This window comes from Herbaspirillum sp. SJZ106, assembly GCF_006715495.1.
In the GTDB taxonomy this organism is placed as follows: Bacteria; Pseudomonadota; Gammaproteobacteria; order Burkholderiales; family Burkholderiaceae_D; genus Herbaspirillum.
Map to the genome: position 1 here is coordinate 621,027 of NZ_VFNI01000001.1, position 20,469 is coordinate 641,495.

Below are 20,469 nucleotides of genomic sequence, written 5' to 3' on the forward strand. Positions count from 1 at the left end.
ATGTTATCTCATTAATGTGCGACGCAACAAATATTTACAAATTTCTGGCATCGGCCGAACCTGATGCAGCCAGTCGGCCGGAGATGCGTCGCAGCATCCTTGCCCGGAAGCCGTCGCCTTTCGGGTGAATGTCCCGGGAGCGCCTGTCCCATCCGTATCCGAAGTGATGGCGCTTCATCATTCCGCATCAAATTTTTCATCTCAAATTAGTTTGCCAAACGATTTTTTCGCTGTTACTTTTGGAACCGGTTCCAAAAGATTCAAATAAATGAGCAGCCCGGAACCCGGGAAGTACAAATCGACCGATAACGATCCTCTGATTTGGCGGGCAATAGTGAGACAAAGCATGAAGACCGGCACCGACCGGGTCACCATCGCGCAGGTTGCGCGTGAGGCCGGCGTGTCGAAAACCAGCGTATCCAGATTTCTCGGCGGCGAGTTCGACGCGCTGTCGGCGCGCCTGCGCGACCAGATCGGCAAGACCATCGCCCGTCTCGGCTACCAGCCCAGCCAGATGGCGCGCGGCCTCAAGGGCGGGCGTACCCGGCTGATCGGCATGCTGGTGGCCGACATCCTCAATCCGTATTCGGTGGCGGTGCTGCACGGCGCCGAAGCCGCGTGCCAGAAATATGGCTACACGCTCATGCTGTGCAATACCGGCAACGACGAGCAGCGCGAGAAGCAGTCGCTGGCGGCGCTGCATTCCTACAGCGTGGAGGGCCTGCTGTTCAATACGCAGGGACGCAATGTGACGCCGCTCAAGGAACTGGGGCAGGCCGCGTTTCCGGTGGTGCTGCTGGACCGTCGTGTCGAAGGTTGCGATTTCGACCTGGTCGGCCTGGATAACGTCGGCGCGGCGCAACTGGCCACGCGCCATTTGCTGGAGCAGGGCTATACCGATATCGCCCTGGTAGTGCAGCCATTGCACGGCGTGAGTTCGCGCCAGGGGCGCCAGGCGGGATTTCTGCAGGCGATGGAGCAGTATGCGCATTGCCATGGCGAAACGCTGGAGGTGCACATCGACCAGCCCGGCCATACGGCCACGGTGCTGCGCGAATTCTTCCTGCGCCGGAGCGACAGCGGCGGCCGCATCGCCATCCTGGCCGGCAACGGCATGGTGGCGCTGCAGATCGCGCTGGCGCTGCAGAGCATGAAGCTGCGTTTTCCGGACGATGTCGGCCTGCTGAGTTTCGATGAACTCGCATGGTCGCCGCTGGTGGGCGCCGGCATCAGCACCATCGAGCAGCCTACCTACGAGATCGGCTTTACGGCCATTGAACGCCTGCTGGTGCGCATCAATGGCGAGCGCTCGGTGCGCATGGAGATTCTGCTGGACGGCCGGCTGATCAGTCGCGGTTCCAGTCGCAGCGTGGCCGGCAATGACGAGATGGCCTTGAGCAGCAGGGCGGCGCAAAAGATCGCGCATGCCGGCGCGATGACGCAGGGACAGGGAGCGGTTGCCGCATGAGGCGCCCCATGCGATTCATTCTGGAACCGGTACCAAGGATTGTGACCGGATGTACTGGATAGATCGGATAGTTGACGCCGGCAGATTGAACTCGGCTGGTAAGACCTTAAAGCATGACAGATGGCATGACGTCATCGGCGCGAAAAACTGGATTGCAGGACCACCGGCCTTGATGGCCGGGCAACAGACCTGAGAGATATCAGGCAGGCAATAAAGAGGGGCGCAAGCCTTACGGACTGCCGTGACCCACGGCGCATTTTCAGGAGACTAGGATGAGCATCAAGAAGCTTTTCAGCACCAAATTCATCGCGCTGACCTTGGCCGCGACCTGCGCGGTCGCTGGCGCAGCCAGCGCCAGCGCGCAGAGCATCGCCGAGCTGACCAAGAAGGGCAAGATCACCATCGGCGTGGTCAGCGGCACCCCGCCGTTCGGCAGCGTCGATGCCAAGGGCACGCCGATCGGCTACGACGTCGATGTGGCGAACCTGATCGGCAAGTACCTCGGCCTGCCGGTGGAAATCGTCCCGCTGGTGCCGCCGGCCCGCATCCCGGCGCTGGAGTCGGGCAAGGTCGACATGCTGGCCGCGACCCTGGCGCCGACGCCGGAGCGCGCCAAGGCGGTCTTGTTCACCATTCCCTACAGCGGCTTCGAGCTGTCCATCGTCGGTCCGGTCGGTTCCAACTACAAGAAGCTGGATGACCTGGTGAAGAAGAAGGTCGGCGTCTCGCGCGGCAGCACCAACGACACCGCGCTGACCCGCCTGGCGCCTCCGGGCACCGTGCTGGTTCGCTTCGAGGACGACTCCACCGTGACCCAGGCGTTGCTGTCCAATCAGGTCGATGCGATCTCGATCCCCAATACCATGGCGACCGAAATCGTGAAGACCCGCGGCCAGGGCAAGATCGAAGTCAAGTTCCCGTACTCGGTGCAGCCGAACTCGATGACCGTGCGCAAGGGCTCCTATGAACTGCAGCAGTGGCTCAACAACTTCATCTACTACGTCAAGCTGAACGGCGAACTGGATGCGATCTCGCGCAAGTGGTCGGGCCCGTTGCCGAACCTGCCGGTGTTCTGAGCGGTTATTTCGGATTGGCTGGATCATCGTTCGGACTGGATAGCGGCGTAGCCGCGTATCGCAGGCGCACAGACGGCGCGCCTGCGATGCGGCCCTGAAGGGCCTGTTCGGTTCGAGCGGGAGGAAACAGGCAAAGAGTGCAGTTGAAGTCGCGCTATCCCCGATGGCGGAAAGCGCAAGGAGTACACAATGCATTACGACTTTCAGTTCGCGTTCATCTTTCAGCATCTGGACCAGTTGCTGATGGGCGCGCTGCTCACCATCCGGCTGAGCGCGCTGTCGATGATTTGCGGTTTGGCGGTGGGGATCTTCGGAGCGATCGTGAGCATTCACGGTTCGGCCCCGGCCCGCTTCGCGGTGACGTCCTATGTGGAGCTGATCCGCAGCACGCCGTTCCTGGTCCAGCTGTTCATCATTTTCTTCGGCTTGCCTTCGATCGGGGTGCAGGTCGATGCCAACCTCGCCGCGCTGGTGGCGATGACGGTCAACCTCGGCGCCTATTCCACCGAGATCGTGCGCGCCGGCATGATGGCGATCCATCCTTCGCAGATCGAGGCGGCGCAGGCGCTGGCCATGACGCGCGCCCAGGTGATCCGGCATGTGGTGTTGACGCCGGCGCTGGAGAAGGTCTATCCGGCGCTGGCCAGCCAGTTCACGCTGATGATGCTGGCCTCCAGCATCGTGTCGGCGATCTCGGCCGAGGAGCTGACCGCCACTGCCAACCTGCTTGATGCAGAGACCTTCCGCAGCTTCGAGATCTACCTGGTGGTGATGTTCCTCTACATCGCACTGGCGCTGCTGTTCCGACTGGCCTTCTGGCTGATCGGCCTGGTTGTGTTCAAACGTCGCCGCCGTCTGGGCGTTCCCCGTCCGAGGAGGATGTAATGCTTTCAGAATTTTCCTTCGACCAGTTCCTGTTCCTGCTGGAAGCGGCGCAGTGGACCCTGCTGCTGTCCGCGCTGGCCTTCGTCGGCGGCGGCATCGCCGGCTTCATCGTGGCCCTGATGCGCACCTCGCACATCCAGGCGCTGCGTTTCATTTCGGCGGTCTACATCCAGATCATCCAGGGCACGCCGGTGCTGATCATCCTGTTCCTGTCGTTCTACGGGCTGGCGATCTTCGGCTACAAGCTGCCGCCGATGGTGGCGGCGACCATCGCCATGACGATCTATGCCAGCGCCTACCTGGGCGAGATCTGGCGCGGTTGCATCGAGGCCGTGCCGGTGCCGCAGTGGGAAGCCTCGACCGCGCTGGCCATGACGCGCTGGCAACAACTGCGCTACGTGATCTTGCCGCAGGCCATGCGCATCTCGCTGCCGCCCACCGTGGGCTTCCTGGTGCAGATCGTCAAGAACACCTCGATCGCATCCATCATCGGCCTGGTGGAACTGGCCCAGGCCGGCAAGCTGGTCAGCAACGCGACCTTCCAGCCGTTCCTGGTGTTCCCGGTCGTGGCCGCCATTTATTTCGTATTCTGCTATCCGCTGTCGCGCTTCAGCTTCGCCTTAGAGAGGAAATTACATGCCCATCGTTGAGATTGACAACATCACCAAGAGCTTCGGCAGCAACCAGGTCCTCAACGGCATCTCGCTGTCGGTCGAACGCGGCCAGGTGGTGGCGATCATCGGTCGCTCGGGTTCCGGCAAGAGCACCATGCTCCGCTGCATCAACGGCCTGGAAACCATCGACGGCGGCAGCATCACCGTGGCCGGGCACAAGCTGACCAACAAGCATGAGCACCTGATCGAGTTGCGCAAGGACGTGGGCATGGTGTTCCAGCACTACAACCTGTTTCCGCACCTGACGGTGGAGGAAAACATCATGCTCTCGCCGCGCATCGTCAAGAAGGTCGCCACCGAGGCCAGCCGCGAGACCGCCATCAAGGTGCTCAAGCAGGTCGGGCTGGAGCACAAGCGCGACGCCTATCCCGAGCAGCTTTCCGGCGGCCAGCAGCAGCGCGTGGCGATCGCGCGTTCGCTGGCGATGGAGCCGCAGGTGATGCTGTTCGACGAGGTGACCTCGGCGCTGGATCCTGAGTTGACGGTCGAAGTGCTGAAGGTGATGGAAGAGCTGGCGCGCGGCGGCATGACCATGCTGCTGGTCACGCACGAAATGGAATTCGCCCGCCGCGTGGCCGACCTGACCGTTTTCATGCATCAGGGCCGGGTGTGGGAGGCGCGGCCGTCGAAGGAGTTCTTCGCCGATCCGCAGACGCCGGAAGCCAGGCAGTTCATCGGCGCGGGTTCGGTCAAATGACTCCCGTCCTGGTGGCGGCCTCCGCTTACGGGGCCGATCTGGTGCGCCGCGTGGGCCATGCCGACCTGGTGCATATAGTGGCCGGCGCCGGCGCGGCCGGGCTGGAGATCCGGCGCGAGCTGTTCGACGGCCCGCAGGACCTGCCGGCCTTGCGCGCGCTCATTGCGCAGCGCAAGCTGTTTTCGGTCTACTCGGCGCCGTTCGAGCTGTTCGGCGCGGACGGCAAGTTCGACCGGGCGACGATCGAGCTCGCCATGGCCGAGGCGGAAGAGGTGGGCGCGCGTTACCTGAAGGTTTCGCTCGGCCATTTCTCGGCGGCCAGCGACTTGCAGGCATTGTTGCGTTACCTGTCAAAGGCGCCGGTCGAGGTATTGCTGGAAAACGACCAGACCGCGCAGGGCGGCAGGCTGGAGCCTATCGTCAGCTTCCTTTCCCTGTGCACCGGCAACGGTCATGCCTTCGGCATGACTTTCGATATGGGCAACTGGCGCTGGCACGGCATCGACCCCGACCTGGCGGCGCGCACGCTGGCGCCGTATGTGCGCTACGTGCATTGCAAGGGCGTGCGCGAAGACCAGGGCAAGCTCAAGGCGGTGCCGCTGGAAGCGCAGGATGCGCATTGGCCGCAATTGCTGTCGCACTTCCCCAAGGGAATACAGCGGGCCATCGAGTTCCCGCTGGTGGGCAGCGACCTGGAGGAAGTCACGCGGCGCTACGTGGCGCTACTGGCTTCGGTTTGACGGAAAGAGAACGATGACTACGGATGCAGTGCAGCTGGATGTGGTGACCTATGGCGAGGCGCTGGCCTTGCTGGTGGCCGATGAGGTCGGGGCCTTCGAGGATGTGGAGAAATACACGCGGCGCCTGGCCGGCGCCGAGACCAACGTGGCCATCGGGCTGGCGCGGCTGGGATTGAAGGTGGGCTGGGCCAGCCGCGTGGGCAACGACTCGTTCGGGCGCTTCATCAGGAAGCGCGTGGCGCAGGAAAACGTCGATGTCAGCCGCGTGATCACCGACATGGAATTTCGCACGGCGATCCAGTTGAAGGCCAAGGCGGTGGATGGGGCCGATCCGGCGATCGAGTATTACCGCAAGGGTTCGGCCGCCAGCCATTTGTCGGTGGCCGACTTCGACGAGCGGTATTTCGGCAATGCGCGCCACCTGCATGCGACCGGCATTGCGCCGGCGCTGTCGGCGACCACCATGCAATTCGCCCATCATGCGCTGGACTTCATGCGCGCGCGCGGCAAGACGATTTCCTTCGATCCCAACCTGCGTCCCATGCTGTGGCCATCGCAGGAGGCAATGGCGCAGAAGCTCAACGAGCTGGCCTTCAAGGCCGACTGGGTCTTGCCGGGGCTGTCCGAAGGAAAAATCCTGACGGGCTACACCCAGGCCCGCGATATTGCCGCCTTCTACCTGGAGCGCGGCGTATCGATGGTGGTCATCAAGCTCGGCGCCGAGGGCGCGTACTGGCGCAATGCCGACGGTGAAGGCACGGTTGCCGGCGTCAAGGTCAAGGAAGTGGTCGATACGGTAGGCGCCGGCGACGGTTTCGCGGTCGGCGTCATCAGCGGCATGCTGGAAGGATTGCCGGTCGAGCAGGCGGTGATGCGCGGCAACCGCATCGGCGCCTTCGCCATCCAGGTGGTGGGCGACATGGAAGGCCTGCCGACCCGTGCGGAGCTGGAGGCCGCGGGCTAATCCGGCCCAAGCAATGCAATTCAACAGGACAACAGGACAGGAAGACCGATGAAACAGCGTGTGGTGGTGTACAAGAAATTGCCGGAGCATCTGACGGAGCAACTGCAAGCTGAATTCGATGTGACCCTGTTCGACCGCATCAACGACGGCAACCGCGCCGCGTTCCTGGAAGCGCTCAAGACCGCCCACGGCATGATCGGCGCCAGCCTGCCGATCACCAACGAGATGCTGGAAGGCGCGCCGGCATTGAAGATCGCCTCGACTGTCTCGGTCGGCGTCGACAATTTCGACCTGGACTATTTCAAGCAGCGCGGCCTGATGCTGGCGCACACCCCCGGCGTACTCACCGAAGCTACCGCCGACACCATCTTTTCCCTGATCCTGGCCAGCGCGCGCCGCGTGGTGGAGCTGGCCGAGTTCGTCAAGGCCGGCAACTGGAGGGGCAGCATCGGCGAAGCGCAATACGGCGTCAACGTGCACGGCAAGACATTGGGCCTGATCGGCATGGGCCGCATCGGCAGCGCGGTGGCGCGGCGCGCCCATCACGGTTTCGGCATGAAGATCCTGTACAACAACACGCGCCCCAATCCCGAGGCCGAGCGCGAGCTGGACGCTACTTTCGTCAGCAAGGAGGCCTTGCTGGCGCAATCCGACTTCGTCTGCCTGATGCTGCCGCTGACGCCGGAGACAGAAAAGATGTTCGGCGCGCGCGAGTTCGGGCTGATGAAGCGCAGCGCCATTTTCATCAACGCCTCGCGCGGGCGCATCGTCGATGAGGCCGCGCTGATCCAGGCCTTGCAGGACAGGACCATCCATGCCGCCGGCCTCGACGTGTTCGAAGTCGAGCCGTTGCCGGCCGATTCGCCGTTGTTGACGCTTTCCAACGTGGTGGCCTTGCCGCATATCGGTTCGGCCACGCACGAAACGCGCATGGCGATGGCCGAGTTGGCCGTGGCCAACCTGGTTGCCGGTTTGCGTGGCGAGAAGGTGCCGCATCTGGCGGCCTGATTCCGATCCGCGCCGCGGAACGTCTGGCGGGCTTTCGTGGTTTATCCTGCGACGGGCGGAAATTCCCGGCTAATGTCATTGGCCGGTCGCACAGGCGTTCCATTTGGCGGAATTTCCATATTGCATTGCAGTATCGATATATCCCCGCCGTTGAAGCCCGGTAGCCGCATCCTCTTGAAGTTTTTTGTTCGCGGCGGCAATTGCTCTTCCGCTCCAGGAAATTAATGTGTATGCTTCGGATATCAAAAAGAACGATCGTGCTAAATTTTGGTGAGCGCTTCGTTTTGCTTTTATAATTCCGCAAAAGTTTACGTTTACGTCAATTCGATTTTTCAAGGGCCATGCGATGAAAGTATTAGTACCAGTCAAGCGCGTAGTGGATTACAACGTGAAGGTGCGGGTCAAGAGCGACGGCACGGGCGTGGATATTGCGAACGTCAAGATGTCGATGAACCCGTTTGACGAAATCGCGGTGGAAGAAGCCGTGCGTCTGAAGGAAGGCGGCAAGGTGACCGAGGTCATCGCCGTTTCCGCCGGCGTGACGCAATGCCAGGAAACCCTGCGCACCGCGATGGCCATCGGCGCCGACCGCGGCATCCTGGCCGAAGTCGGCGCGGACGTGGAACTGCAGCCGCTGGCCGTGGCCAAGATCCTCAAGGCGCTGGCCGAGAAGGAACAGCCGCAGCTGATCATCCTGGGCAAGCAGGCCATCGACGACGACTGCAACCAGACCGGCCAGATGCTGGCCGCCTTGCTGGGCTGGCCGCAAGCCACCTTCGCCTCCAAGGTGGTGCTGGAAGACGGCAAGGTCACCGTGACCCGCGAAGTGGACGGCGGCCTGGAAACCCTGGCCCTGAGCCTGCCGGCCATCATCACCACCGACCTGCGCCTGAACGAGCCGCGTTACGTGACGCTGCCCAACATCATGAAGGCCAAGAAGAAACAGCTGGATATCGTCAAGCCCGACGAACTGGGCGTGGATGTGGCGCCGCGCGTGAAGACGCTGAAGGTCGCCGAGCCGCCCAAGCGCAGCGCCGGCGTGAAGGTGCCGGACGTCGCGACGCTGGTGGCCAAACTGAAAAATGAAGCAAAGGTGATCTGATCATGACCGCACTCGTTATTGCCGAACACGACAACGCCAGCCTGAAAGGCAGCACCCTCAACACCATCACCGCCGCCATGCAGGCCGGCGGCGATATCCACGTCCTGGTCGCCGGCGCCAACGCCAAGGCTGCAGCCGACGCCGCCGCACAAGTGGCGGGCGTGGCCAAGGTGCTGCTGGCCGACGGCGCGCAATTCGCCGACGGCCTGGCCGAGAACGTGGCGGAACAAGTCCTGGCCATCGCCCGCGACTACAGCCACATCCTGGCGCCGGCCACCGCCTACGGCAAGAACATCCTGCCGCGCGTGGCCGCCAGGCTGGATGTGGCGCAGATTTCCGACATCACCAAGGTCGATTCGCCCGATACCTTCGAGCGCCCGATCTATGCCGGCAATGCGATTGCCACCGTGCAATCGCTTGACCCGATCAAGGTCATCACCGTGCGCACCACCGGTTTCGACCAGGCCGCGCAAGGCGGCTCGGCGGCGGTGGAAAGCATTCCGGCCGTGGCCGATTCGGGCAAGTCCAGCTTCGTCGGCCGCGAGGTGGCCAAGTCGGACCGTCCGGAACTGACCGCGGCCAAGATCATCGTCTCGGGCGGGCGCGGCATGGGTTCGTCGGAAAGCTTCAAGATCCTGGAGCCGCTGGCCGACAAGCTGAATGCCGCCATGGGCGCATCGCGCGCGGCAGTGGACGCCGGTTACGTGCCCAACGACTGGCAAGTTGGCCAGACCGGCAAGATCGTGGCGCCGCAGCTCTACATCGCGGTCGGCATCTCGGGCGCGATCCAGCATTTGGCGGGCATGAAGGATTCCAAGGTGATCGTGGCGATCAACAAGGATGAGGAAGCGCCGATCTTCTCGGTGGCAGACTACGGCATCGTCGGCGACCTGTTCGAGGTCGTGCCCGAACTGGTCAAGCAACTGGGCTGACCCAGGCAGGTTTCACGGTAGTTTTTGCCCCGGCTTACGCCGGGGTATTTTCATCCGGCGCCGCTTTGTTTTTTGTCGCCGGAGGCATTTTTTCGCAAGCAGGAAACGACGCAGAGCGTTTCACTCAGGAGGTTGGAGATGAGTTACACCGCGCCATTGAAGGATATGTTGTTCGTCATGAACGAGCTGGCAGGGTTGGCCGAGGTCAACGTCATGCCGGGCTGCGAGGATGCCACGCCGGAGACGGCCGAGGCCATCCTGGAAGAGAATGCCAAGTTCTGCAGCGAAGTGGTGGCGCCGCTGAACCATTCCGGCGACCAGCAGCCCAGCTACTGGACTGACGGTAAAGTCACCACCAGCGCCGGCTTCAAGGAAGCCTTCAAGCAGTTCGGCGAAGCCGGCTGGCAAGGCGTGCAGCATCCGGTCGAATTCGGCGGCCAGGGTTTGCCCAAGCTGCTGGCCACGCCCTGCATCGAGATGCTGAACTCGGCCAACCTGTCCTTCGCGCTGTGCCCGCTGCTGACCGACGGCACCATCGAGGCGCTGATGACGGCCGGCACCAAGGAGCAGCAGGAAACCTACATCGCCAACTTCATCTCCGGCAAATGGACCGGCACGATGAACCTGACCGAGCCGCAGGCCGGCTCCGACCTGGCGCTGGTGCGCACGCGCGCGGTGCCGCAGGGCGACGGCACCTACAAGCTGTCCGGCACCAAGATCTTCATCACCTACGGCGAGCACGACATGGCCGAGAACATCGTGCACCTAGTGCTGGCGCGCACGCCGAATGCGCCGGAGGGCGTCAAGGGCATCTCGCTGTTCGTCGTGCCCAAGTTCCTGGTCAACGCCGACGGCTCGCTGGGCGAGCGCAACGACGTGCATTGCGTCTCGATCGAACACAAGCTGGGCATCAAGGCCAGCCCGACCGCGGTGCTGCAGTTCGGCGACCACGGCGGCGCCATCGGCACGCTGGTGGGCGAGGAAAACCGTGGCCTGGAATATATGTTCATCATGATGAACGCGGCGCGTTTCGCGGTCGGCATCCAAGGCCTGGCGGTGTCCGAGCGCGCTTACCAGAAGGCCGTCGCTTACGCCAGGGAACGCGTGCAGTCGCGCGACCTGGCCGGTTCCGCCGGCGCCGTCACCATCATCCATCAGCCGGACGTGCGCCGCATGCTGATGTCGATGCGCGCCCAGATCGAGGGCGCGCGCGCGCTGGCCTATGTTGCCGCCGCCACTTCGGACGTCGCGCACTTCCATCCGGACGAGGCCACGCGCAAGGCCAACCAGGCCTTCTATGAATACCTGGTGCCCATCGTCAAGGGCTGGTCGACCGAACTGGCCATCGATGTCACCTCAACCGGCGTGCAGGTGCATGGTGGCATGGGCTTCATCGAAGAGACCGGCGCCGCGCAGTACTACCGCGACGCGCGCATCCTGTCGATCTACGAAGGCACTACCGCGATCCAGGCCAACGACCTGGTCGGCCGCAAGACCGCGCGCGATGGCGGCGCCGTTGCCAAGGGCATCATCGCCCAGGTGCGCAAGACCGCTGCCGGGCTGGAGGGCGATGCCGGCTTGAAGCCTATCGGCCTGCGCCTGAACGAGGCGGCCGGCGCGCTGGAAGAGGTGGTCGACTACGTGGTGGCCAACATCAAGGGCGACATCAAGTCGGTGTTCGCCGGCAGCGTGACCTATCTGAAGATGGCCGGCGTGGTGCTGGGCGGCTGGCAGATGGCGCGCGCCGCGGCTATCTCTGCGGCCAGGCTGAAGGCGGGCGAAGGCGATGCCGGGTTCCATGAGGCCAAGCTGGCCACCGCGCGCTTCTTTGCCGACCAGATCCTGCCGCAGGCGCTGGCTTACCGTACTGCCATCGTCGATGGCGCGCAATCGGTGCTGGCGTTGAGCGAAGAGCAGTTCTGAGCGGGATCCGATTCCTGATCGGGAAGCGATGAAAAAGCCCGGAAGGCCGTAGCAGGCCTTCCGGGCTTTGTCTTGGCGGCGGTCGGTCTCAGCCGAATGCGCCGCCGGTAAACAGCAGGTCGAAGCTGCGCGCCAGCAGGGCGATCAGGCCCATTGCGCCTACGCCGACCGTCAAGATGATGATCACGGCCAGGATCCAGTGCGATTCCGATTGCCGGCCGCTGGCGGGGTTATGTTTGAGGTCCCATTTGTTATCGGGCGTGAGGCCGAGCACCAGCGCTTCCAGGCAACCGCACAGGATGGACAGCACAAAGGGCAGGGCGGTAAACAATTGCGGCGCCTGCGGGTAGGCGGCCATCAGCGCCAGCGAGAGCGGAACCGAGAAGACGTGCAGCCAGCCGAAGCGGTCGCGCATGCCGTGGAGGTAAAAACGGTGGAGGCCGATGCCGCCCAGCACGGCGGCGATCAGGGTGGCCAGGGTTTTGTTCTTGTGCGTGCTTGGATTGCTCATGCCTGGTCTCATTGTGTGCGCGCGGCGTTGCGGCCGGCGGCGATGTTGTCGTATGGATATCGGCCAAGTATAGCTGATCGCCGCAGACATCTTACTTGCGAGAAAGGGCAGGGTGTCTTTGTTATTTTGTCATCGATACGCGCGCGAGAGGCTTGTGCAGCCCTTGCCCTGATGTAATTTGGCATCGGAATCGGCGGTTTTTGCGACCTTTCTGCGTTGGTTAGGCACACAAAAGCGGTAATCAGGTTGCCGTAGGGTGTGGAAGTCCGTTATAATTTGCGGCTTTTCCGTGTCCGTATTCTTACTGGAACCATTATGGTCGTTATTCGTTTAGCTCGTGGCGGCGCCAAGAAGCGCCCCTTCTACAACATCGTTGCAACCGACTCGCGCAATCGCCGCGACGGCCGTTTCATCGAGCGTATCGGCTTCTACAACCCGGTTGCATCGGGCAAGGAAGAAGTCGTGCGCATCGCTGCCGACCGTCTGGCCCACTGGCAAGGCGTTGGCGCGCAATTGTCGCCGACCGTTGCCCGTCTGGTTGCCGACGCTGGCAAGAAGGCTGCTGCTTAATTAAGTTTGTCCGGTCTGTTTTCCTGCCCATTGTGGCGCATGGAAGCGGGCCAGATATGGCGTATCAGTGAATAATCCAGTCCAGGCAGGCATCGAAGCACCCGGCGATCTCGTGATCGTCGGCCATGTGACGGGAGCCTACGGCATTCAGGGCTGGATTCGCGTGCGTCCGTATTCGGCGCAAGCCGATGCCTTGCTGAATGCGAAAACCTGGTGGCTGGAGAAATCCGGCCTGCCCAAGCAGGATGCCGAAGTCATGCAGTCCAAGGGGCATAGCGGCGATGTCGTCGCCCGCCTGACCGGCGTGGCCGATCGCAATGCCGCCGAAGCGCTCAAGGGCAATGTGGTCTATATCTCCCGCAAGCACTTCCCGGCGCTGGACGACGACGAGTTCTACTGGGTCGACCTGATCGGCGCCTCCGTGGAAAACCTGCAGGGCGAACAGCTGGGCGTGGTGGCCGACATGATGGACAACGGCGCCCATCCCATCCTGCGCGTGGCCATGCCGGCGCAGGAAGCCGGGCAGGGCGCCGAAGGGAAGCCGGCCAGCCAACCCGAGTTGCTGATCCCGTTTGTCGGCCAGTTCGTCAAGACGGTGCAGCAAGCAGAAAAGAAGATCATCGTCGACTGGGGACTGGACTACTGACTACGGTCAGTTTTTTCATTTCCGGTCGTTGCCATAGCGCCGATATCAAACAAGGTTTCATGGAAATGGAGGCGTGATGCAGTTCGATGTCGTCACTCTGTTTCCCGAGATGTTCGCGGCGCTGACGCAGTCGGGCATTACCCGCCGGGCGCTGGAGCAGAAACGCTGGGAGTTGTCGCTGTGGAATCCGCGCGATTTCACCACCGACAACCACCGCACCGTGGATGACCGCCCATACGGCGGCGGCCCCGGGATGGTGATGCTGGCCAAGCCGTTGCAGGCAGCCATTGGCGCTGCCAAACAGCGCCAGCAGGATTTGGGCCTGGCCGCGCCGCGCGTGGTGTACCTGTCGCCGCAAGGCGCGCCGCTCACCCATGAGCGTGTGGTCAGGCTGTCGCAGGATGCGGGTGTGGTGCTGCTGTGCGGGCGCTATGAAGCGATCGACCAGCGCCTGCTCGACAAGCACGTGGATGAAGAGATCAGCATCGGCGATTTTGTCCTCTCCGGCGGCGAGTTGCCGGCGATGGCGCTGATGGATGCAGTGATCCGCCTGTTGCCGGGCGCCCTCAACGATGGCGCGTCGGCGGTGGAAGACAGTTTCGTCAACGGCCTGCTCGATTGTCCGCACTATACGCGGCCGGAAGAGTACGAAGGCGAGGCGGTGCCGGCCATTCTGCTTGGCGGCCACCATGCCGAGATCCAGAAATGGCGTCGCCAGCGGGCGCTGGAGGCGACCCAGGCCAAGCGCCCCGACCTGATCGCCAGGGCGCGCGAAAACGGCCTGCTGAGCAGTGCCGATGAAAAGTTTTTGAGCGGTTTGCAGTAAGCTCTGCTGACAATGCAGGCCGCGTCGATGCCGCAAAAGAAATGCGATGCATCGCGTAAAGAAGTAGTAGATGTGAAGTAGTAGATGTGGCGGCGCCGGCAGCTTTGGCTGCCAAGGGTTGCCACATGCAGCAACGTGCAACGGCCTTTCGCCGTTGTGATTGAAACCCCATCCTCTACTGGGCAACAAGGCAGGCCGCAAGGCGCCGGGCGCCAGCAAGATGGTTACAGGAGCAAAAAATGGATCTGATCCAGCAACTCGAGCAAGAAGAGATCGCGCGTCTCGCCAAGAACATCCCCGACTTCGCACCCGGCGACACCGTCATCGTGAGCGTCAACGTGGTTGAAGGCACCCGCAAGCGCGCCCAGGCCTACGAAGGCGTCGTGATCGCACGTCGCAACCGCGGCCTGAATTCCAACTTCATCGTCCGCAAGATTTCCTCCGGTGAAGGCGTGGAGCGTACTTTCCAGCTGTACTCGCCGCTGATCGCTTCGATCGAAGTCAAGCGCCGTGGCGATGTCCGTCGCGCCAAGCTGTACTACCTGCGCGAGCGTTCGGGCAAGTCGGCTCGCATCAAAGAAAAGCTGCCCAGCCGCGCTGCAAAGGCTGCTGAGTAATTCCCGGCATGCTTATGCTTCAGGAAAAGGGGTGTCTCGCGACGCCCCTTTTTCATTTCCGCCCGGTTCCGGGCTGCAAACACTAAGCCGATCACCGTGGCCAGTTTCGACCCTGTCATTCTTCCAGTGGATGCCGTCGCCGGCGAGGGCGCGCTGGAGGCTGCGCGCCTGAATGCCGATTGGCTGCGCCGGCGCTTCGCCGATCCGCCGCGCTGGGAGCCGGAGCACAGCGGCGACCAGTTGGCCCGCCTGGCCGATGCCAAGGGGCGGTTCCGGCTGGCCTCGGTGTTGATTCCCATCGTGCTGCGCCCCGAAGGCCTGACCGTGTTGTTTACCCAGCGCACCGCCGACCTGAAAGACCACGCTGGCCAGATCAGTTTCCCGGGCGGGCGGCGTGAAGACTACGACAGTTCGGCCATCGATACCGCGCTGCGCGAGACCGAAGAGGAAATCGGGCTGCCGCGCAGCCATGTCGAAGTCATCGGTTCCTTGCCGGATTACCTGACTGGCACCGGCTATCGCGTCACCCCCGTTGCCGGCCTGATCCAGCCGCCGTTCGACACCGTCGCCGACCCGCGCGAGGTGGCCGAGATCTTCGAGGTGCCGCTGGCGTTCCTGATGGACGGCCTCAACCACCAGCGCCGCTCGATCGACCTGCCGCAGCCGGTAGGCCGCCGCAGTTTCTATACCATGCCTTACCAGCGCTATTTCATCTGGGGCGCCACGGCCGGCATGCTGCGCAATCTTTTCCATTTTCTGCGTAGCTGAGGCACAGGCCGGGCAGCGCTTGCCGTGCATTAAACCCTACGGGCGAATCAATTGTTTGATTCCCATCATGCACTGCGCTATCGTACTGGCTATAGAGACACCTAAGGCCGCTTGATGACATTCCTCTCCATTCTCTTTGCGCTGTTAATCGAACAACTCAAACCACTGCGTGCGGATAATCCGATTTATGCATCGATCAAGTCCTTCGCCGGCAGCATAGAGGGGTGGTTCAATGCCGGCCACGCGCACCACGGCCGGCTCGGCTGGGCGGTAATGGTCGGCGCATTGACCGTTCCCGCCGCGCTCATCTACTGGCTGTGCCTGCACATCAGCCCGATTGCGGCGTTCGCATGGAACGTGCTGATCGTCTACCTGACGCTGGGTTTTCGCCACTACAGCCATTACTTCACCTCGATCCAGCTGGCATTGAACGGCGGCGATGAAATGACGGCGCGCGCGCTGCTGGCCGAATGGACCAAGCAGGACACCGCCGGCATGGATGTGAGCGAAATCTCCCGCATCGCCGCCGAGCGCGCGCTGATCACCACGCATCGCCATGTGTTCGGCGTGTTCTTCTGGTTCCTGATGCCGGCCGGCCCCGCACTGGCAGTGATGTACCGCGTCTCCGAATACCTGTCGCGCGCCTGGAACGAGCCCGATCATATGAAATACGAGGCCTTTGGCCGTTTCGCCGCGCGCGCCTTCTATTGGATCGACTGGATCCCGGCGCGCCTGACCGCGGCCGCATTCGCCGTGGTGGGCAACTTCGAGGACGCGATCTACGCCTGGCGCAACTTCGCCAGCCGCTGGGACGATGAGGCGGCCGGCATCATCCTGGCCGCAGGCGGCGGCGCGATGGGCGTGCGCTTCGGCACCGCCAAGGAAGCTGCGGCCGGCATCGTCCTGCCGGTCGACGCCACCACGGTCGACACCTTGCCGGAAGAAACCGATGGCCTGCCCGGCGATACGCCGTCCCCGCGCACGCTGCAAAGTACGGTGGGCCTGGTCTGGCGCGCTTTGCTGCTGTGGATGTTCCTGCTGCTGCTGCTGTCGGTGGCGGTGTGGATGGGCTGACGCCCCTCGGGATGGACAAGCAAGCGGGCTCAGGCCCGCTTGTTTTTTGGCGCATGGCTGCGCATGCCGGTATACTTCCGTTTTCGCACGAGAGGGGAAACTTGCCGCCTGGCATTGCATGCAGGCTGGACAAAGGCTGTGGCCCGGCAACAGGAAGGGCCGCAAGCGGCGGCAGGCGGCAATCAGCGGCAGGGAGGCCGGGCGGGACGGAAGACCGGTAGAAGCCAGGTCTTCTATAAGATATAATACATACAGCCGCAGGCACCCACGCATCGATTGCGAAGGCACCTCGGAACTCAGGGCTCCGGTCCCAACAGGACAAGGGCATTCGGTTGCAAGCGCTTTAGAAGAACTGCACGTATGGCTGATCCCATCAAACCCTCCAACGCGCCGGCGCAAGAATTCATCATTCTCGGGCAAACCTCGGATGGCAGGCAGTTTCGTCCCAGCGACTGGGCGGAACGGCTGTGCGGCGTGATGTCGTGCTTCCGCCCTGAAGGTTCGGGCGGGCGCAATGCCCACCTGAAGTACTCTCCCTACGTGTTGCCGACGATGATCAACGGCATCCGCTCCGTGGCGGTCAACCAGGCGCTGCGCGATCTCGATCCGCTGGCCTACCACTTCGTCGTCAACTTCGCCAAGGACAATGACCTGCAGGTGCTCGACGCCTGTGTCCTGCCCGATCCTCCCGCAGGCGGCAAGCCGGGCGCATAAGCCCGCTTGCATGGCAACGGCGCCGGGGCGCGCCGCCACAGTATCAGAATCCCAGCACCAGAACCGCCAGCACTTCCCGCCGCTGCTTCCTGCAGACGGCCCCGCCAGCAGCTAAACTAAGAACGTTTGAATATCCCGCCCGGCCATGCCGCGCGGTGTCGGTTTCAGCATCTCATATTGCTCAGCCAGTGCTTAGCCAGAGCCGTACGGGGTTATCGGGCCGTTCCCGGCCTTCGGAAGCTGTTTCGGGAGGAGGCGCGCACCCGCTTGCGCCGCCTGTCCGGGTGGCTTCCCATACTTACGGAGAAGAAGCATCATGAAACACCGCATGGAGCGCGATACCTTTGGCCTGATCGAAGTCCCGGACGACAGGCTATGGGGCGCACAGACCGAACGCTCGCTGCATCACTTCCGCATTTCCACCGAACGCATGCCGGCCGAGCTGATCGTGGCGCTGGCGGCGGTCAAGCGCGCCTGCGCCAGCGTCAACCGCGACCTGGGCAAGCTCGATGGCAAGAAGGCGGACGCCATCATCGCCGCCGCCGACGAAGTCATCGCCGGCAAGCATCCGTTGGAGTTCCCGCTGTCGGTCTGGCAGACCGGTTCCGGCACCCAGAGCAACATGAACATGAACGAAGTGCTGGCCAACCGCGCCTCGGAAATCCTGGGCGGCGTGCGCGGCGAAGAACGCCTGATCCACCCCAACGACGACGTCAACCGCGCCCAGTCGTCCAACGACATCTTCCCGACGGCCATGCATGTGGCGGCCTGCATGGCGGTGGCGGCGCACCTGATCCCCTCGCTGCACAAGCTGCGCGCCACCCTGGAAGAAAAATCCGCCAAATTCGCCGACGTGGTCAAGATCGGCCGCACCCACTTGCAGGACGCCACACCGTTGACGCTGGGACAGGAATTCTCCGGCTATGTGGCCCAACTGGCGCATGCCGAAGCGGCCATCATCGCCACGCTCAACGGCGTGTCCGAGCTGGCCGCCGGCGGCACCGCGGTGGGCACCGGCCTGAACGCCCATCCCGAATTCGGCGAGCGCGTCGCAGCGGAGCTGGCCAGGCATTTCGGCTTCCCGTTCAAGACCGCGCCCAACAAGTTCGCCGCGCTGGCCGGGCATGATGCGCTGGTGGCGGCCCACGGCGGCCTCAAAACATTGGCGGCGGCGTTGATGAAGATCGCCAACGATGTTCGCTGGCTGGCTTCCGGCCCGCGCTCGGGCCTGGGCGAAATCACCATTCCGGAAAACGAGCCGGGCAGCTCCATCATGCCCGGCAAGGTCAACCCGACCCAATGCGAAGCGCTGACCATGCTGTGCGCCCAGGTGTTCGGCAACGACGTCGCGCTCAATATCGGCGGCGCATCCGGCAACTTCGAGCTCAACGTCTTCAAGCCGGTGATCATCCATAACTTCCTGCAAAGCGTGCGCCTGCTGGCCGACGGCATGGCCAGCTTCGAGGAGCACTGCGCGCGCGGCATCGAAGCCAACCGCGAACGCATCGCCGACCTGATGGAGCGTTCGCTGATGCTGGTGACCGCGCTGGCGCCGCACATCGGCTACGACAAGGCCGCCAAGATCGCCAAGCAGGCTCACCACGACGGCACCACCCTCAAGCAAGCCGCCCTGGCGCTGGGCTATGTGACCGAGCAGCAATTCGCCGAGTGGATCAAGCCGGAAGAGATGACCCGGCCGGGCTGATCTTCCCGGCCGGCAAGCATGGCATGAGCGGGGCATGGGCGATGGCGTCCATGCCCCGCTTCCTTTTCCGGAGCCCGTGTGCCCCAATTCCAGCCATCCCGTTGTCATCCTCGCAGCGACCATCCAGGGCCCCGATTGCAAAGACCTTGCAGCCTTATGTATAGCAATATTTATTTGGGTTACGAATTGAAACAACTCAGGTTTTCCGGCGGAGCGCGGCGTATATTGCTTTCATGCGCCCGATGCGCTTGCAGGCAGGCCTGGCGTGGGATTGCCGGGATTGAGGAAAAAGCTGCAGGTAGGAAATGCAGGCAAGGCGCGACAGGAGACCGGCCGCAGGCGCGGCCGGAGGGTGGTAATTCGCAGAGGCGAACAATGAAAAAGTTAGCGGCAATCGGAATGTGTGGCGCGCTTGCCGTGGCCGGCCTGATGGCCAGCGCGGCGACTTATGCGCATCCCCGTTTTTATGGCGGCGTGGTGATCGGCGGGCCGATATGGGTGCCGCCGCCGGTCTACTATCCCCCGCCGGTCTATATCGAACGCGCGCCTCCGCCGGTCTACATCGAGCAGCCGCGCCAGGATTACTGGTATTACTGCCCGGAATCGAAGGCTTACTACCCCTACGTCCAGAGCTGCCCCAGCAACTGGATGAAAGTGGTGCCCAACACGCCAGGCACTCCGGGCGCGCCGCCACAATAACCGCGGCGCGGATCCGGAGCGGAGCTTGCCGTGCCACGCCGCCGCCGGCGAAACAGGAAACATCCAGGAAACATCGAGGACATATCGTGAAACCCATCTACAAGACAGCCACAACGGCCACCGCCATCGGTGCCTTGCTGGCGCTGGGCGGTTGCGTCAGCGTGCCGACCGGCCCGTCGGTCATGGCCATGCCGGGCAAGGACAAGAGCTATGAACAGTTCCGCGCCGACCAGATGCAGTGCCAGCAATACGCGCAGGAAGCCATTGGCGGCCAGGCGCAGCAGACCCAGAACAATACGGTCAACAGCGCCGCCGTGGGCACTGCCGTCGGCGCCGTGGCCGGCGCATTGGTAGGCGCGGCGTCGGGCAATGCCGGCGCCGGTGCGGCCATCGGCGCCGGCGGCGGCTTGCTGGTGGGCAGCGCCGCGGGCAGCAATGCGGCCGCCGGCGGCAACTATTCGATGCAGCAGCGCTACGACATGACCTATACCCAATGCATGTACAGCAAGGGCAACCAGGTCGAGAGCCAGCGCCAGGCTACCGCCTATGTCTATCATCCGCGCCGCTATTACTATTACGCGCCGCCGCCCCCTCCGGGGTATTACGGGCCCGCGCCGGTGTACTACGGGCCGCCGCCGGGCGCATACTGAACCATCCCGGCCATTCTGAAAACCGCATCCCCGGATGCGGTTTTTTATTGCCGGAATATCCGGCGGCGGCATCCTGGGCGGCCGTTTTTTTCGGTACGGGCAGCCGGTGCGGCGCAACATGGGGCGCCGGCAATGCTATACTCGCTGCCATGTTTTCCCGAATCCAGCTTGCGAAAATCCAGCATTGGTGGCGCGCCTGACCCAGGCGGCCCGTTTTCAC

Annotated in this window: 22 protein-coding genes; 21 read left to right on the forward strand and 1 reads right to left on the reverse strand. The window is 63.1% G+C overall.

Going from position 1 to position 20,469, the window contains the following annotated elements; all coding sequences use genetic code 11:
• The first annotated feature begins 346 nt into the window (after positions 1-346).
• The 11 genes from FB598_RS02725 (at position 347) to FB598_RS02775 (ending at position 11,469) form a co-directional block, all read left to right on the forward strand.
• The gene (locus FB598_RS02725; RefSeq protein ID WP_221292291.1) at positions 347-1,468 is read left to right on the forward strand and encodes a LacI family DNA-binding transcriptional regulator; all 1,122 of its coding nucleotides are present in this window, start codon (positions 347-349) and stop codon (positions 1,466-1,468) included.
• 272 nt (positions 1,469-1,740) lie between these two features.
• Positions 1,741-2,544: a transporter substrate-binding domain-containing protein gene (locus tag FB598_RS02730; protein ID WP_141912550.1), complete on the forward strand. Its 804-nt coding sequence runs from the start codon at positions 1,741-1,743 to the stop codon at positions 2,542-2,544.
• Between the two features lie 189 nt (positions 2,545-2,733).
• Positions 2,734-3,429 carry an amino acid ABC transporter permease gene (locus FB598_RS02735; RefSeq protein ID WP_141912552.1) on the forward strand — a complete coding sequence of 232 codons (696 nt, stop codon included), beginning with the start codon at positions 2,734-2,736 and terminating at the stop codon, positions 3,427-3,429.
• Positions 3,429-4,079 (forward strand): amino acid ABC transporter permease, encoded by a 651-nt coding sequence (locus FB598_RS02740; RefSeq protein ID WP_141912555.1) that lies wholly within the window; start codon positions 3,429-3,431, stop codon positions 4,077-4,079. The genes FB598_RS02735 and FB598_RS02740 overlap by 1 nt, the downstream gene beginning before the upstream one ends.
• Positions 4,066-4,800 (forward strand): amino acid ABC transporter ATP-binding protein, encoded by a 735-nt coding sequence (locus FB598_RS02745; protein ID WP_141912558.1) that lies wholly within the window; start codon positions 4,066-4,068, stop codon positions 4,798-4,800. Before FB598_RS02740 ends, FB598_RS02745 begins: the two co-directional genes overlap by 14 nt.
• Positions 4,797-5,540: a sugar phosphate isomerase/epimerase gene (locus FB598_RS02750; RefSeq protein ID WP_141912561.1), complete on the forward strand. Its 744-nt coding sequence runs from the start codon at positions 4,797-4,799 to the stop codon at positions 5,538-5,540. Before FB598_RS02745 ends, FB598_RS02750 begins: the two co-directional genes overlap by 4 nt.
• Positions 5,541-5,553: 13 nt before the next feature.
• Positions 5,554-6,504: a sugar kinase gene (locus FB598_RS02755; protein WP_141912564.1), complete on the forward strand. Its 951-nt coding sequence runs from the start codon at positions 5,554-5,556 to the stop codon at positions 6,502-6,504.
• 48 nt (positions 6,505-6,552) lie between these two features.
• On the forward strand, positions 6,553-7,512 hold the full coding sequence (locus FB598_RS02760) for a D-glycerate dehydrogenase (RefSeq protein ID WP_141912567.1): 960 nt from the start codon (positions 6,553-6,555) through the stop codon (positions 7,510-7,512).
• A gap of 346 nt (positions 7,513-7,858) precedes the next feature.
• Positions 7,859-8,614 carry an electron transfer flavoprotein subunit beta/FixA family protein gene (locus tag FB598_RS02765; protein ID WP_141912569.1) on the forward strand — a complete coding sequence of 252 codons (756 nt, stop codon included), beginning with the start codon at positions 7,859-7,861 and terminating at the stop codon, positions 8,612-8,614.
• Between the two features lie 2 nt (positions 8,615-8,616).
• Complete coding sequence (locus tag FB598_RS02770) at positions 8,617-9,546, forward strand: electron transfer flavoprotein subunit alpha/FixB family protein (protein ID WP_141912572.1); 930 nt, start codon at positions 8,617-8,619, stop codon at positions 9,544-9,546.
• Between the two features lie 138 nt (positions 9,547-9,684).
• Positions 9,685-11,469, forward strand: coding sequence for an acyl-CoA dehydrogenase (locus tag FB598_RS02775; protein WP_141912575.1), 1,785 nt, complete (start codon positions 9,685-9,687; stop codon positions 11,467-11,469).
• A gap of 88 nt (positions 11,470-11,557) precedes the next feature.
• On the opposite strand, the gene FB598_RS02780 is transcribed toward FB598_RS02775, so the two are convergent.
• On the reverse strand, positions 11,558-11,980 hold the full coding sequence (locus tag FB598_RS02780; RefSeq protein WP_141912577.1) for an NINE protein: 423 nt from the start codon (positions 11,978-11,980) through the stop codon (positions 11,558-11,560).
• A gap of 315 nt (positions 11,981-12,295) precedes the next feature.
• Between FB598_RS02780 and rpsP the strand changes: the two genes are divergently transcribed.
• The 10 genes from rpsP to FB598_RS02830 all read left to right on the forward strand — a co-directional run bounded on the left by rpsP (position 12,296) and on the right by FB598_RS02830 (position 20,249).
• Positions 12,296-12,550 (forward strand): 30S ribosomal protein S16, encoded by a 255-nt coding sequence (gene rpsP / locus FB598_RS02785; protein WP_141913335.1) that lies wholly within the window; start codon positions 12,296-12,298, stop codon positions 12,548-12,550.
• Between the two features lie 67 nt (positions 12,551-12,617).
• Positions 12,618-13,196 carry a ribosome maturation factor RimM gene (gene rimM / locus FB598_RS02790; RefSeq protein WP_141912580.1) on the forward strand — a complete coding sequence of 193 codons (579 nt, stop codon included), beginning with the start codon at positions 12,618-12,620 and terminating at the stop codon, positions 13,194-13,196.
• Between the two features lie 76 nt (positions 13,197-13,272).
• Positions 13,273-14,022: a tRNA (guanosine(37)-N1)-methyltransferase TrmD gene (gene trmD, locus FB598_RS02795; RefSeq protein ID WP_141912582.1), complete on the forward strand. Its 750-nt coding sequence runs from the start codon at positions 13,273-13,275 to the stop codon at positions 14,020-14,022.
• A gap of 239 nt (positions 14,023-14,261) precedes the next feature.
• Positions 14,262-14,639 carry a 50S ribosomal protein L19 gene (gene rplS, locus FB598_RS02800; RefSeq protein ID WP_141912584.1) on the forward strand — a complete coding sequence of 126 codons (378 nt, stop codon included), beginning with the start codon at positions 14,262-14,264 and terminating at the stop codon, positions 14,637-14,639.
• A gap of 96 nt (positions 14,640-14,735) precedes the next feature.
• The gene (locus FB598_RS02805; protein ID WP_141912586.1) at positions 14,736-15,407 is read left to right on the forward strand and encodes a CoA pyrophosphatase; all 672 of its coding nucleotides are present in this window, start codon (positions 14,736-14,738) and stop codon (positions 15,405-15,407) included.
• 114 nt (positions 15,408-15,521) lie between these two features.
• The gene (locus FB598_RS02810; RefSeq protein WP_141912589.1) at positions 15,522-16,481 is read left to right on the forward strand and encodes a CobD/CbiB family protein; all 960 of its coding nucleotides are present in this window, start codon (positions 15,522-15,524) and stop codon (positions 16,479-16,481) included.
• A gap of 360 nt (positions 16,482-16,841) precedes the next feature.
• The gene (locus tag FB598_RS02815; protein ID WP_141912591.1) at positions 16,842-17,195 is read left to right on the forward strand and encodes a DUF3579 domain-containing protein; all 354 of its coding nucleotides are present in this window, start codon (positions 16,842-16,844) and stop codon (positions 17,193-17,195) included.
• Positions 17,196-17,511: 316 nt separating this feature from the next.
• Positions 17,512-18,900 carry a class II fumarate hydratase gene (gene fumC, locus FB598_RS02820; RefSeq protein ID WP_141912593.1) on the forward strand — a complete coding sequence of 463 codons (1,389 nt, stop codon included), beginning with the start codon at positions 17,512-17,514 and terminating at the stop codon, positions 18,898-18,900.
• A 375-nt stretch (positions 18,901-19,275) separates the two neighbouring features.
• Entirely contained in the window at positions 19,276-19,599 is a 324-nt protein-coding gene (locus FB598_RS02825) for a hypothetical protein (RefSeq protein ID WP_141912594.1), read from the forward strand.
• A gap of 86 nt (positions 19,600-19,685) precedes the next feature.
• Positions 19,686-20,249, forward strand: a complete 564-nt coding sequence (locus tag FB598_RS02830) for a glycine zipper family protein (RefSeq protein ID WP_141912596.1) — start codon at positions 19,686-19,688, stop codon at positions 20,247-20,249.
• Positions 20,250-20,469 lie beyond the last annotated feature (220 nt).